Annotated in this window: 12 protein-coding genes; 5 read left to right on the forward strand and 7 right to left on the reverse strand. The window is 70.2% G+C overall.

The genetic code is table 11. The annotated features are described in order from the left end of the window. The first annotated feature begins 6 nt into the window (after positions 1-6). Both FVQ89_RS01375 and FVQ89_RS01380 read left to right on the forward strand, forming a co-directional pair. Positions 7-1,389, forward strand: a complete 1,383-nt coding sequence (locus FVQ89_RS01375) for an FAD-dependent oxidoreductase (protein ID WP_147900138.1) — start codon at positions 7-9, stop codon at positions 1,387-1,389. Positions 1,390-1,409: 20 nt separating this feature from the next. Further along, the gene (locus tag FVQ89_RS01380; RefSeq protein WP_147900139.1) at positions 1,410-2,420 is read left to right on the forward strand and encodes a LacI family DNA-binding transcriptional regulator; all 1,011 of its coding nucleotides are present in this window, start codon (positions 1,410-1,412) and stop codon (positions 2,418-2,420) included. A gap of 7 nt (positions 2,421-2,427) precedes the next feature. On the opposite strand, the gene FVQ89_RS01385 is transcribed toward FVQ89_RS01380, so the two are convergent. The 6 genes from FVQ89_RS01385 to FVQ89_RS01410 all read right to left on the reverse strand — a co-directional run bounded on the left by FVQ89_RS01385 (position 2,428) and on the right by FVQ89_RS01410 (position 8,940). Next, entirely contained in the window at positions 2,428-3,315 is an 888-nt protein-coding gene (locus tag FVQ89_RS01385) for a PmoA family protein (RefSeq protein WP_147900140.1), read from the reverse strand. After that, positions 3,308-4,420 (reverse strand): Gfo/Idh/MocA family protein, encoded by a 1,113-nt coding sequence (locus FVQ89_RS01390; RefSeq protein WP_147900141.1) that lies wholly within the window; start codon positions 4,418-4,420, stop codon positions 3,308-3,310. The genes FVQ89_RS01385 and FVQ89_RS01390 overlap by 8 nt, the downstream gene beginning before the upstream one ends. 9 nt (positions 4,421-4,429) lie before the next feature. Continuing rightward, positions 4,430-5,314, reverse strand: a complete 885-nt coding sequence (locus FVQ89_RS01395; RefSeq protein ID WP_222706022.1) for a carbohydrate ABC transporter permease — start codon at positions 5,312-5,314, stop codon at positions 4,430-4,432. After that, complete coding sequence (locus FVQ89_RS01400) at positions 5,304-6,296, reverse strand: carbohydrate ABC transporter permease (protein ID WP_147900142.1); 993 nt, start codon at positions 6,294-6,296, stop codon at positions 5,304-5,306. Before FVQ89_RS01400 ends, FVQ89_RS01395 begins: the two co-directional genes overlap by 11 nt. Positions 6,297-6,321: 25 nt before the next feature. Next, entirely contained in the window at positions 6,322-7,614 is a 1,293-nt protein-coding gene (locus FVQ89_RS01405; protein ID WP_147900143.1) for an ABC transporter substrate-binding protein, read from the reverse strand. Between the two features lie 120 nt (positions 7,615-7,734). After that, positions 7,735-8,940 (reverse strand): aminotransferase class V-fold PLP-dependent enzyme, encoded by a 1,206-nt coding sequence (locus tag FVQ89_RS01410; RefSeq protein WP_147900144.1) that lies wholly within the window; start codon positions 8,938-8,940, stop codon positions 7,735-7,737. A 65-nt stretch (positions 8,941-9,005) separates the two neighbouring features. Here FVQ89_RS01410 and FVQ89_RS01415 point away from each other — a divergent pair, with 65 nt between their 5' ends. Both FVQ89_RS01415 and FVQ89_RS01420 read left to right on the forward strand, forming a co-directional pair. Beyond that, positions 9,006-9,773: a sulfite exporter TauE/SafE family protein gene (locus FVQ89_RS01415; protein ID WP_255513346.1), complete on the forward strand. Its 768-nt coding sequence runs from the start codon at positions 9,006-9,008 to the stop codon at positions 9,771-9,773. A 17-nt stretch (positions 9,774-9,790) separates the two neighbouring features. Continuing rightward, entirely contained in the window at positions 9,791-10,018 is a 228-nt protein-coding gene (locus FVQ89_RS01420) for a hypothetical protein (protein WP_147900145.1), read from the forward strand. Between the two features lie 36 nt (positions 10,019-10,054). Here the strand turns inward: FVQ89_RS01420 and FVQ89_RS01425 are convergent, their stop codons facing one another. Further along, complete coding sequence (locus FVQ89_RS01425) at positions 10,055-11,161, reverse strand: acyl-CoA desaturase (RefSeq protein ID WP_147900146.1); 1,107 nt, start codon at positions 11,159-11,161, stop codon at positions 10,055-10,057. Between the two features lie 299 nt (positions 11,162-11,460). Here FVQ89_RS01425 and FVQ89_RS01430 point away from each other — a divergent pair, with 299 nt between their 5' ends. Next, positions 11,461-12,942: a DEAD/DEAH box helicase gene (locus tag FVQ89_RS01430; RefSeq protein ID WP_147900147.1), complete on the forward strand. Its 1,482-nt coding sequence runs from the start codon at positions 11,461-11,463 to the stop codon at positions 12,940-12,942.

The following is a 12,942-nucleotide window of genomic DNA, read 5'->3' on the forward strand; positions in this document are numbered from 1 at the left end:
GAACCCATGCCGCTGCCCGCCCACACCTCGCCGCACCTCGATACCTGGCGCGTGGAGGCATCCGTGCCGCCTGACCACGGCGTTCCCGTGCTGGCAGAGGTCGATGTGCTGGTGGTCGGTCTCGGCGCGGCCGGAGTCGCGGCCGCCACCGTCGCCGCGGAGGAGGGTCTGAGCGTTCTCGCCGTCGAGCGCTACGGCTTCGCCGGGGGTGCCGCCGTGGCGGGCATGTCCGGCACGATCTGCGGGCTCTACCTCGCCACCGACGACGCGGGCGACGGGCCCACCCAGGTGGTCGCAGGGTTCACCGAGCGATTCCGGAGCGCCCTCGATGCCCGCGGCGGACTCACGACTCCGCAGCGCTACGGCAAGACCTGGACGGTCGCCCACGATCCGCTCATGTGGCGCGAGACCGCCGACGCGCTCCTGACTTCCGCGGGGGTCCGGGTGATGTACCACGCCGTTGTGAGCACCACGGTGATGGACGGATCACGAGTACGCGGGGTGATCCTCGAGTCGAACGCTGGCCGGGTGGCCGTGCATGCACGCCGAACGATCGACGCATCCGGCGATGCTGCGGTGGTCGCACGGGCGGGAGGCGACTACTTCTTCGGCGATGGGGGCCGCATCCAGAACCCCACGATGTTCTTCCGCCTCGGCGGGGTCGACACGGACGCGTTCTGGGACTCCTACGGCGACGACACGATCTGCCCGCCGTGGGTCACCGACGCGATCCACGAGGCGCGGGGCAGCGGCGCGGACCTGCCCCGCGAGAAGGTGTGGATCTTCCGCACCACCCGCCCCGCCGAGCTGCTCGTCAATGCCACGCGACTCGCCGCCGCCGACGGCCGCGTGCTCAACGTGATCGACCCGGAGGACTTCACGATCGCCGAGATCGACGGGCGCCGTCAGGTACGTTCCTACGCCCGCTTTCTGGCCGAGACGCTCCCCGGATGCGCGGACGCCTACGTCGTCGACACGGGCGTGGAGGCGGGCATCCGCCAAACCCGCAGTATCGTGGCCGAGGTGCCCCTCACGAACGACGACGTGGTCGCCTGCCGCAAGCGGGACGATGCGATCGTGCGCTCGCCGTGGCCGATCGAGCTGCACGACGGCGAGCGCCCCAAACTGCACTGGCTGCTCGACGACTGGTACGAGGTGCCCTACGGCAGCCTCGTGCCCGACACCCTCGACGACGTGATCGTCGCAGGCCGATGCCTCGGTGCGGAGCACGAGGCGCTCGCCTCCGCGCGCGTGACCGCACAGTGCTTCGAATATGGCCACGCGGCCGCCCGCGCCGCTATCCTGTCGCTCACCTCGGATCGTGACCTGCGCGACATCGATGTCGCCGAACTCCGTCGTTCGATGCGTCTCGCCGGGAGCTCGCTGTAGTCGGAGGTCGTGTGGTCGAGATGGTGAGGTTGAAGGATGTCGCGGCACGAGCCGGAGTCTCGGTGTCGGTCGCGTCGCGTGCCCTCACCGACGACGCCCACGCGCGCATCAGCGCCGACACCCGGGCGCGTATCGTCGCCGCCGCGACCGAGCTCGGCTACCAGCCCGATCACCGCGCGCGGGCGCTGCGCCTGTCGCGATCGGGTGCGATCGCGCTCGTCGTGCCCGAAGTCAACAACGCGATCTTCGGCGGGCTCCACTCCGGCATCCAGGAGGCCTGCCAGCAGCGGCACACCGCCGTGCTGCTCGGCCAGCTGAACGCCTCCGACCGCTCCGCCCAGGCGCTCTCACGACTGATCGGCAACGGACGCGTCGACGGGGTCATCCTTCAGCGTGCGGAGGACTACGACGACGCCTCCCTCCAGGCGGCGCTCGACATCCCCGTCCCCACCGTGCTGTTCAACTCGCGCCTCTCGGGGCGGCCGGGGTCCGTCGTGCTCGACGATCCCGCGGCCGTGAGGATCGCCGTCGAGCACCTGCGGGAGCTCGGCCACACCGGCATCGGCTTCATCGCGGGTGCCGCCCACCACGACGCCGCCGCGCGACGTCTCGAGGCGTTCACCGAGCTCATGGCGGGCGAGCCGTCGCATCCCGAGTGGACCCAGTCGGGAGGCTGGGAGGCGCCCGCGGGTCACCTCGCCATGTCGCGCATCCTGGGGCTCGACGAGCGGCCGACCGCGATCGTCGTCGCGAGCCTCAACGCCGCGGTCGGTGCACTCCACGCCTGCGCGGCCGCCGGGGTCCGTGTTCCCGACGACCTCTCGATCGTGTCGATCCACGACGCCTGGATCGCCTCATACACGGCGCCCGAGCTCACCACGGTGCGCATGCCGATGGTCGAGGCGGGCGAACGTGCCGCGACGATGCTCCTCGACCACCTCGACGGCGCCGAGCTCGAGGACGTCGTTCTGCACGAACCGAAACCGGAGCTCTTGGCCCGCGGTTCGAGCGCAGCGCCCACCCACCGCTAGCCATCCGCTACAGCAGGGCGCGCACCGCCGCCGGGTCGAGGTGGCCGTCGGCCACGACCAGTCGGTGCTCGAATTCCAGCCCGCCGGTCGCCGGAACGGTCAGCCCGTGCTCGTAGGCCACCGCCCAGCCGATCGCGGAGAAGGGGTCGAAGCGATGCAGCCAGCGGTGATCGCCCGCGGCCGGCTCGTCGCCGAACGCGAGACCGAGCGTGACCGCCTCGCCGTCACCCGTGACCCCGTGAACGATCATCGTGCGCGATCCGCCGCCCGACTCCGTGAGGTCCACACCGTCGCCGTCGAGCGCCTCAGCGGCGAACCCCTCGCCGAGCCGGAGGAACAGGCCACCGTATCCACCGTCCGGGCGTCCGCGCTGCGCAGGCGTCGCGAGCGCCACCTCGGCACCCGTGGCGCTGCGGAGCGTCGTGGCGAAATCGATCACCAGCACATCCGTCCGGTCGACGACGACGGTGCGGAACCGCCAGCGGCGATGCTCGTCGAGCAGCGCCTGCCCGTCGTGCCCGCGCCATCGCAGCGACTCCGCGATCCGCGCCTCGGGGCCGTCCGACGATTCGTCCACCCAGCCGATGTGCCGGATCTCGCCCTGATCATCGACGACCCGGTAGCCCTCCTCGGGGCTGAAGTAGGTGCCGCCGCCCCACAGGTTGTCGGCATCCACTCGTGGCATTGCGAACTGAAGCCCGTGATGCCAGGTGTGATCCTCGGGGGCGAAACCGGTGACGACCACGCCGCCCGGAGTGCGAAGCGGATGGATGTGCGGCTTCGGGGTATCGACCGGGCCGATCCCGGTACCGATCGCGAGCCGGGCGAGAGGCCGCCCGTCGATCCGCAGCTCACGTTCCTCACCGCCGGCGTCGACGATGCGCAGCTCAGCCACGTCGCGCCTCCGCCCGTGTCGGACCCGCGGCGTCGAGCGCCTCGTAGAACGGGTCGCCCGGTCCGATCTCGCCCCGGGCGATGACCCGGCCCTCGGCCGACGACTTGTAGAGCGCGGTGAGGAACTCGAGTGTCGCCCGCGACTCCTCCGTGGTCAGCTGCGGCCGCACGTCAGCCCGCCACGCGGCGACCAGCTCGGCCAATTGCGCTCGGTGCGCGTTCACGAGCATCTCAGGCTCGTCCTCGGCCCAGTCGTCCACGACGACCGCCGCGTCACCCTCGCCGATCGTGCGGACCGTCCACTCGGCCAGCAGCGGCAGATACAGCGTCTCGAGCCTCACGGACGCCTTCTCGGCGACGACCTCGAGACGCGTCACGGGATCGTGACTCAGCACGGTCGACACGACGCTCGCGATCGCTCCGCTTGCGAACCGCACGCTCGCGACACTCGCGTCCTCCACCTCGATAGGGCGCGAGATCGTCTCCGCGACCCCGCCGACGCTCGCCCAGTCGCCACCCATGAGCCACAGCAGCAGGTCGACCGCGTGGTACGCCTGCGTTGTCGTGGACCCGCCGAACTCGGTCGCGAACTTGCCGCGCCAGGGGGCATCCCAGTACTCGGGTCCGCGGAACCAGTTGGTGTGCGAGATGCCGAGCAGGGGACGGCCCCATCGCCCGTCGCGAAGCCCCCGCTCGACCTGGCGCGAGCCACCGGAGTATCGGAACTGCGACACCGTCACGCACCAGCGCCCGGTCTCGGCCTCCGCTGCGGCGATGCGATCGGCGGATGCGAGCGATCCGGTGAGCGGCTTCTCGCAATACACCCACGCACCCGCCCGCATCGCCTCGATCGCGAGCGGCTCGTGCAGGTGCGGCGGGGTCGCGACGACGGCGATGTCGGGTGAGACCTCGGCGAGCATCGTCGTCGCGTCGGCGTACAGCGCCTCGCATCCGAACCGCTCCCCTGCCGCCGTGCGACGGCCCTCATCCGGGTCGACGATCGCGACGAGCTCCACCTCGTCGTGCAGCGCCTCGATGGCGGGGAGGTGAGCAGCGGCGCCGATGCCGCCCGCGCCGATGACGGCGATGCGTGCTCGTTTCGACATGGAGGGGGATCAGCCTTTCAATCCGGTCGTGGCGATGCCAGTGGTGAGGTACTTCTGCCCGACGAGGAAGAAGCCGAACAGCGGGCCCAGCGAGATGACGGCCATCGCGAACATCGCGCCCCAGGCGCTGTCGCCGCTCGCGTCGAGGAACGAGTTGAGCCCGAGCGGGACCGTGTAGCTGCGCGGATCCTGCAGGTAGATCATCGGGCTCAGGAAGTCGTTCCAGGTCCAGATGAACGTGAAGATCGCCGTCGTGGCGAGCGCCGGCTTCAAGAGCGGCAGGATCACGAACCAGAACGTCTTCCACGGCCCGGCGCCGTCGATCTTCGCCGCCTGATCGAGCTCCGTGGGAATGCCCCGCAGGAACTGGACCATCAGGAACACGAAGAAGGCGTCGACCGCGAGGAACTTCGGCACCACGAGCGGCAGGAAGGTGTTCACCCAGTCGAGCCCCGCGAAGAGCATGTACTGGGGGATCAGCAGCACGTGGTGCGGCAGCATGAGCGTGGCCATCATGCAGGCGAAGAACAGCTTGCGCCCGCGGAAGCGAAGGCGGGCGAACGCGTACCCGGCGAGCACGCACGCGACGAGATTGCCGATCACCGAGAGCCCGGCGACGATCGTCGAGTTGAGGATGAAGGTGCCGAAGCCGACTCCCGCACCCTCCCATCCGCGGGCGTAGTTGTCGAGGATCACGGGGTTCGGGATGGGCGACACCTCGGAGAAGATGTGCGCGCTGTCCTTGAACGAGGCGCCCAGCATCCAGATCACCGGGTAGAGCATCACGAACCCGAACGCGATGAGCAGGGCGTGCGAGAAGCCGTCGCGCACGCGGCTCTTCTTTCGACCGACGCTCATCGCGACGGTCTTCTGGTCGAATGTCTCAGTCGTCATAGTGCACCCAGTACTTCGAGAACCAGAAGTTGAACGCCGTGACCAGCGCGATGCCGAGGAACAGGATCCAGGCCATCGCGCTCGCGTAGCCCATCTGGAATCCCGTGAAGCCGCGCTGGTAGAGGTACAGCGTGTAGAAGAGAGTCGAGTTGACCGGCCCGCCCGTGCCGCCGGAGACGACGAAGGCGGGGGTGAACGCCTGGAAGGCGCCGATCATCTGCAGGATGAGGTTGAACAGCACCACGGGGCTCAGCATCGGCAACGTGATGTGCCGGAACGCGCCGACGCGGGAGATGCCGTCGACCGCCGCCGCCTCGTAGAGGTACTCGGGGATCTGCCGGAGCGCCGCGAGGAAGATCACCATCGGCGAGCCGAACGTCCACACGTTCAGGATGATGAGCGTGCCGAGCGCGGTCTCGGGGTTGCCGATCCAGCTCATGCCCTGGATGCCGAAGAAGTCGAGCACCTGATTGATGAGGCCGTTCGAGCCGAACATCTGGCGCCACAGCACCGCGATCGCGACGCTCGCCCCGATGAGCGAGGGCAGGTAGTAGATGGAGCGGTAGAGCGAGAGGCCCCGGAGCCCGCGGTTGAGCACGAGCGCCACGAGCAGCGCGAACGCCAGCTGCAGCGGCACCGAGACCAGGACGTAGATGAGCGTGACGCGCACCGAGTCGAGGTACTTCGGGTCGTTCGTGAAGAGCTTCACGTAGTTGTCGACCCCGACCCACTCGGGCGGCGCCAGCATGCTGAAGTCGGTGAACGACAGGTACAGCGAGACCAGCATCGGCCCGAGCGTGATGACGAAGAAGCCGATCAGCCACGGCGCCAGGAAGGTGTAGGGCGCGATCTTCTCGGCGAGGATCGCCCGGCGCAGCGACGCGGGCTTCCGCGGGCGGGGGTCGGGCCCCCGCCCGCGGCGCTCGTCCGCGCGCTCCGGCGACGACGTCTCCGCGTCGATCGAATCGGTGAGCGCAGTCATGAGCGTGTGATCATCCCGTCCGGTCTCAGCCGAGCTCGGAGGCGGCCTGCGACATGAACTGCTCGACCGCGTCGGCCACCGACAGCTGGCCGAACTGCACCTGCTGCGCCACCTCCTGGAAGAGCGCGTTCACCGTTCCCGAGCCGGCGGGCGCCGGGACCGGGGCGGGCGAGCCGTGCTCGCGCACCGACTCGAAGATCGCGATCGCGCGCTGGACGTTCTCGTTCGCGCCCTCAGACGCCGCATCGATGACGTTCGCGTTGGCCGGGAATCCGCGGTTGAGGCCGAGGATGCTGTTCGCCTCCTCGTTGTTCACGAGGAAGTCGACGAGCTTGGCTGCCGCCTCCGGGTGCTCGGACTGGGCCGAGACCGTGAGGTTCATCGCGGTGCGCAGGTACTGTCCGGGCTGCCCCGCCTCGCCGGGCATCCGCTCGAGCGAGAGCACGTTGGGAGTGCGCTCCTGCACTCCGTCGTACTGGTTGGTGAAGAGGAACGTCGAGGCTGCGACACCGGCGATGACCGCGTCGTACGGCGTGGCCTGGTACTCCGAGGTCACGTCCGGCGCGGTCGCGCCGCCGCTCTCGCGCAGCTCGGCCCAGTAATCCCAGAAGCTCTCGAGAGTGCTCGCGCTGAAGCCGATGCCGTCCGCGTCGAGGAACTCCTCGCCGTGCTGCTTCGCCCAGACCTCGAAGACCTGGTAGCCGCCGGAGAGATCGGTGACCCCGGCGAGCGAGCCGTCGGACGCCTCGCTCACGTCGGCGGCGAAGTCGGCCAGGTCATCCCAGGTGTATCCCTCGGTGAGCGGCTCGACGCCGAGATCTTCGAGCGCGGTGTTGTCGAAGATGAAGCCGTGCGTCGAGAGCCCGAACGGCAGGGCGCTCAGCGCACCGTCGATCGTGCTGACCTCGAGCAGGTCCTCGGGCCATCCGTCGAGCGAGAGGTTGCCGGCGTCGACCTGCTCGCCGAGGTCGACGAGCTGGCCGCGCGAGGCGAACTCGACGAGCACCTCGTTGTAGAGCTGGATGACGTCCGGCGAGTTGCCGCCGGTGTACTGGGTGGTGATCTTGTCGAGGTAGCCGTCGAAGCCGCTGAAGTCGCGGACGACGGTGATCCCGGGGTTCAGTTCCTCGAAGCGGTCGAGTGCCGCGTTGGTGACCTCGTGGCGGCTGTCGTCGCCCCACCAGGTCATGCGGAGCTCGATCGGTTCGTCGCTGTCTCCGGTGTCACCGGATGCGCATCCCGCGAGGGAGAGCGCCGCGGCGGAGCCGGCCAGGATCGCGGCGACCTTCAGGCCATTCCGATTGCGTTGTGTGAACACGTACTTCCCATCTCCTCATTGAGACGCCCTGTGCGGGCCTGTGATGTGCAGGGTTCGAAATGTGAACAATCGATTTCGCAACTGCTCGTGCGATGACTATACGTTGAGCGCGAGGAGGCGTCAAACATCCGCCATCGAGCGCCCCCATCGCACGAGCTCGGGAACGGCACTCTCCGCGAAGCGCTCCAGATCGGCGGCCACGGTGTACGCGTGCGCCGACAGTCGCAGCCGCGCCTCGCCGCCCCACGAGGCGATCTGCGTCTCGAAGCCGAGCTCATCGGCGATGCGCTGACGAAGCCGCGCGGCGTTCTCGGGACGCCGCGCGAGCCCCCGAGGGAGTGCGACGAGCGCCATCGCCGGAGAGGGCATCCCGACCCGCACCGCGTGATCCTCCCCGGTCAGAGCGCCGAACGCCTCGGCCACGAGCTCGCGGCCGTAGTCGACGAGGGCGGCCTGGTGGGCACGGATGCGATCCCACCCGATCCGCTCCTCGATCCACTCGATGCCCGCAGCGGAGGCGAGATAGGCGGTCGCGTCCGCGGTGCCCTGTTCCTCGAACGACGCCGGATACGGCTCGTCACCCGCCCATGACTCGATCGGCGGGCGCACCCGACCCGCGGCCTCGTCTCCGAGCACGGCGACCGCGGCTCCCCGCACCCCGCATGCCCACTTGTGGAGGTTGCCGATCCAGGCATCCGCCTGAGTGGCCGCCGGCTCGACGAGCATCCCCGGCGCGTGGGCCGCGTCCACCAGGACGGCGGCGCCGTGCGCGTGCGCGCCGGCCACGACCTCCTCCACCGGCATCGCGCGAGCCGTCGCCGACGTCACCTGATCGAGCACCACGAGACGTGTGCGCGGCCCCACCGCCTCGAGGATCGCGGCGGATGTGATCGACGCGTCTGCCGCGAGCGGCACGTGTACCGTCGTGACCTGCGCACCGGCGCGTCGGGCCTGCAGCACGACATGCTTCGCGAGCGCGCCGTAGGCGTGATCGGTCACGACCACCTCGCCGACGACGAGCTCCCTGAGCACCGCGGTCGTTCCGGCGCTCGCCGTCGGCACGAACGCCAGCCGTTCGGCCGGGGCCCCCACGAAGGAGGCGACCGTGCGGCGTGCGGCCTCGCGCCGCGGCCCGACTCCGAGATGCCACCGCAGCGGATTCGCCTCGACTTCGTCGAGAAGTCGCGCCCGCGACGCGACCGTCTCCCGAGGGGCGGCCCCGAAGGATCCGTGATTCAGGTGCACGACCGTGGGATCGAGCGGCCAGAGCGATGCGACGGGCTCCCCTCGACGCGTGACCAAAGGGGCGGTGGCGACGGCGCTCACGCGAACAGCCTAGGGTCACCCCGACTCGCCGCGGGAGAGCCGCGTGAGGCGAGTAGGGTCGTGAAGTGCCTCGCGCCCTCGCCCTCGTCGTCGTGGGCCTCGTGGGCGGGTTGCTCTCCGGTTCGTTCGGTGTCGGGGGCGGGGTCGTCATGGTCCCGCTGCTCATCTGGCTCGTCGGACTCGATCAGCGTCACGCGGCCGCCACCTCGCTCGTCGCGATCGTTCCGACCGCGATCGCGGGATCCATCGGCTACCTCGTTCATGGCCAGATCGCACTGATCCCCGCCCTGCTCGTGGCCGTCGGGGGCGTCGGCGGATCGCTCATCGGCACACGCCTGCTCCGGACCCTGCCGATCGGCTGGCTGCGCTGGATGTTCGCCGTGTTCCTCGTGCTCGTCGCGCTGTACCTGCTCGTCGGACCCGAACCTCACCGCACGAACGGCTTCGAACTGACCGTCGGGTCCGGTGTCGGGCTGGTGCTGCTCGGGATCGCGATGGGGATCGCCTCCGGGCTGTTCGGCATCGGCGGCGGCGTCATCGTGGTTCCCGCGCTCATCGCGGTCTTCGGGATGAGCGACCTCGCCGCGAAGGGCACGTCGCTGGTGGCCGTGATCCCCGCCGCTCTCTCGGGGTCGATCAGGAACACGCGGGCACGGCTCGTGCGCCCCCTCGACGGCATCATCGTCGGGGTCTCGGCGACTCTCGCGAGCCTCGCCGGTGTCGCCATCGCCTTCTGGCTGCCGCCGCGACCGGCGACCATCCTGTTCGGGGTGCTCGTCCTCGCCTCTGCCGTTCAGCTCATGGTGCGCGCCATCCGCCGCCGCGGGGAGTAACGGGTACCCTCGGCAGCATGGGCGGATGGTTCGGGGCGAAGGCCCGCGGCGAGGTACCGCCCGAGGACTCAGGGGTGCTCTGGGGCCTCCATGTGCCCGGCGACAAGGTGCAGCGCATGGCGAAGTCACTGGCGATCGGATTCGTCATGCTCGACCCGGAAGAGACCTCCCGAGTCGTCCGCTCGACCGACGACGGCGCCAACTGGTACGTCGTGCCCCCGGAGCGCTGGGGCGACGGGGCCTGACCGAGCGCCCCACAGTTCGGCCGTGGGACCGGCCGCTCAGCCTCGGCGGTAGCCCGCGATGACCGGGCAGACGAACGGATCGCGCGCGGCGAGACCGACCGTGTGCATATGGCGCACGACCGCGATGTGGGCTCGCACGAGCGAGGTCTCGGTGTAGGGCACATCGTGCACGCGGCTGTGCTCGCGCACGAGGGTGCGGGCCGATGCGAGGAACGGCCGCGCCATGTTGGGGAAGAGGTGGTGCTCCACCTGGTAGTTGAGGCCGCCGAGCAGCGCGCTCGCCCAGAATCCGCCGCCGATGTTGCGCGACGTGCGCACCTGCTTGGCGAAGAAGTCGAGGCGCTCGTCGCGGCCGATGATCGGCATCCCGGTGTGGTTCACCGCGAACGAGGTGCCCATGTACACGCCGAACACCGCGAGCTGCACGCCCACGAAGGCGAACGCCATGCCGAGCGGCAGCAGCCAGAAGACGGCCCCGTAGAGCACGCCGAAGCGCAGCGCGAGCAGTCCGAGTTCGGTCCACCGGCCGTCGACCTTGCGGCGCTCGAGCAGCGACCGCACCGAGTGCATGTGCAGGTTCAGGCCTTCGAGCAGGAGCAGCGGGTAGAACAGCCAGCCCTGGCGGCGCGTGATGGACGCCAGCAGACCGCGCTGCTCGGCCGCCGACTCCGGGGTGAACGCGACGACGTCGACCTCGATGTCGGGGTCGCGACCCACCTGGTTCGGGTTCGCGTGGTGGCGGGTGTGCTTCGTCATCCACCACTGGTAGCTCATACCGACGCCGAGCACGCCGACCAGTCGGCCGAGGCGGTCGTTGGCAGGACCCGAGGCGAGAACCTGACGGTGCGAGGCCTCGTGCGAGATGAAGGCGGCCTGCGTGAAGATGATGCCGAGGGCGGCCGCGATGAGCAGCTGGAACCAGCTCTCGCCGAGCAGCACGAAGCCCGCGATCGCACCCCCGAGTGCGAGCAGCAGGCCGCCCCCGAGCAGTGCGTAGAACCACCGCGCGCGGCGCAGCAGGCCCGCCTCGCGGACGGTGCGCGACAGCGCGGTGAAGGTGCTGGTGGAATCGCCGGCACCGGCGGCGCGGGGCCGTGTGGTGCGGATGCGCCCGGATACGGGCAACGCGGGGATGGACGACATGATCAGTCCGATCGATCGGCGGCGGGAAAGCCGGGCGTGAAGCCAAAGGCAACTGCCGATCGCTTCCGGCAAGAGTAGTCGTCGCGCCCCCGGTGAACCTGTGAGTCGACCTCTGATCAGTCGCCCGTGCTAACCTCGTCACCGGCGTACGCATTGCTCGCGTCGCCCGCGTCGTAGAACGCTTCTTCTCCCCCGTCCCCGACGGTGGTTGAGACTCTCTCCGGCGAACGGACGTGCCACTCGGCACGATTCGCCCACGTACATACGGCTGTGCACGCACGGCCGCAGAAAGCAGCATCATGACCACCGATTTCGGCACGCTCGGCGTGCCCTTCCCCCTCCTCGACGTGCTCGGGCGCCAGGGGATCACTTCTCCCTTCCCGATTCAGGCCGAAACCCTGCCCGATACCCTCGCGGGGCGCGACGTCCTCGGACGCGGGCGCACCGGATCCGGCAAGACCCTCGCGTTCGGGCTCCCGCTCGTGGCGCGCCTCGGCAGCCGCACCTCCTCCTCCCCGCGTCGGAGCGCGCGTCCTCTGGGACTCGTGCTCGCACCGACGCGCGAGCTCGCGTCGCAGATCGACGCGACCCTGAAGCCACTCGCGGCCGCCTACGGGCTCACGACCACGACCGTGTTCGGCGGGGTCTCCATGCAGAAGCAGGTTCAGGCGCTGCGCGCGGGCGTCGACATCGTCGTCGCCTGCCCCGGCCGCCTCAAAGACCTGATGGGCCAGGGCCACATCCGCCTCGACGATGTGGAGATCACCGTGCTCGACGAGGCCGACCACATGGCCGACCTCGGGTTCCTTCCGGGTGTCACGCGCATCCTCGCGGCGACCCCCGACCGCGGTCAGCGGATGCTGTTCAGCGCCACGCTCGACAGCGGGGTCGACCGCCTCGCGAAGCGCTTCCTCCACCAGCCGGTGCACCACGGCGCCGAGGCGCCCGACATCCCCGTCGAGGCGATGGAGCACCACGTGTTCGAGGTCGCCGATGCGACCGCGAAGCGTGCCGTCGTCGAGGCGCTCGCCTCGGGAAGCGGCCGACGCATCCTCTTCACGCGCACCAAGCACGTCGCCAAGCGCTGGGCCCGCACCCTGACGGAGGCGGGGATCCCCGCCGCCGACCTGCACGGCAACCTCAGCCAGGGTCAGCGCGAGCGCAACCTCGCCCGCTTCGCGAGCGGCGAGATCCGGGTGCTCGTCGCGACCGACATCGCGGCGCGCGGCGTGCACGTCGACGAGGTCGAGCTCGTGGTGCACGTCGACCCGCCGGCCGAGCACAAGGCGTACCTGCACCGCTCGGGTCGCACCGCGCGCGGCGGCAGCACCGGCGCCGTCGTGACGCTCAGCCTGCCCGAGCAGCGCTCGGACGTCGCGGCCCTGCTGCGGAAGGCCAACATCTCGGCGGTTCCCACGCCCACCGCGGTCGGCGCCCCCGCGCTCACGGCGCTCGTCGGCGAGGTCGCACCCCGCGTCGCACCGGCACCTCGCGCCACGAGCGCCGGGCGTTCGGGAGGCGGTCAGCCGCGCCAGGGCGGCCAGCGTGCGCGCTCCGGTCAGGGCGCAAGCGCCGGGCAGCGTTCCGGGGGGCAGCGTTCGTCCGGCCAGCGTTCTTCCGGTCAGCGCTCCGGCGGGCAGTACTCGTCTGCAACCCGCTCGGGCGCCCCGCGCTCCGATTCGCAGACTCGGACGACACAGGAGCGTTCCACCGCCGGCGCGGGCGCAAGCTCCAGCCAGCGTTCGCGCCGCCGCTCCGGGCCCCGCCGCGCCCAGGGCTGA

It is taken from the genome of Homoserinibacter sp. GY 40078, assembly GCF_008017545.1.
In the GTDB taxonomy this organism is placed as follows: Bacteria; Actinomycetota; Actinomycetes; order Actinomycetales; family Microbacteriaceae; genus Homoserinibacter.

Coding starts and splice junctions, on each gene's coding strand:
- FVQ89_RS01375 (WP_147900138.1), top strand. CDS start 7: ATGCCGCTGCCCGCCCACACCTCGCCGCACCTCGATACCTGGCGCGTG.
- FVQ89_RS01380 (WP_147900139.1), top strand. CDS start 1,410: ATGGTGAGGTTGAAGGATGTCGCGGCACGAGCCGGAGTCTCGGTGTCG.
- FVQ89_RS01390 (WP_147900141.1), bottom strand. CDS start 4,420: ATGTCGAAACGAGCACGCATCGCCGTCATCGGCGCGGGCGGCATCGGC.
- FVQ89_RS01395 (WP_222706022.1), bottom strand. CDS start 5,314: ATGACGACTGAGACATTCGACCAGAAGACCGTCGCGATGAGCGTCGGT.
- FVQ89_RS01400 (WP_147900142.1), bottom strand. CDS start 6,296: ATGACTGCGCTCACCGATTCGATCGACGCGGAGACGTCGTCGCCGGAG.
- FVQ89_RS01420 (WP_147900145.1), top strand. CDS start 9,791: ATGGGCGGATGGTTCGGGGCGAAGGCCCGCGGCGAGGTACCGCCCGAG.
- FVQ89_RS01425 (WP_147900146.1), bottom strand. CDS start 11,161: ATGTCGTCCATCCCCGCGTTGCCCGTATCCGGGCGCATCCGCACCACA.
- FVQ89_RS01430 (WP_147900147.1), top strand. CDS start 11,461: ATGACCACCGATTTCGGCACGCTCGGCGTGCCCTTCCCCCTCCTCGAC.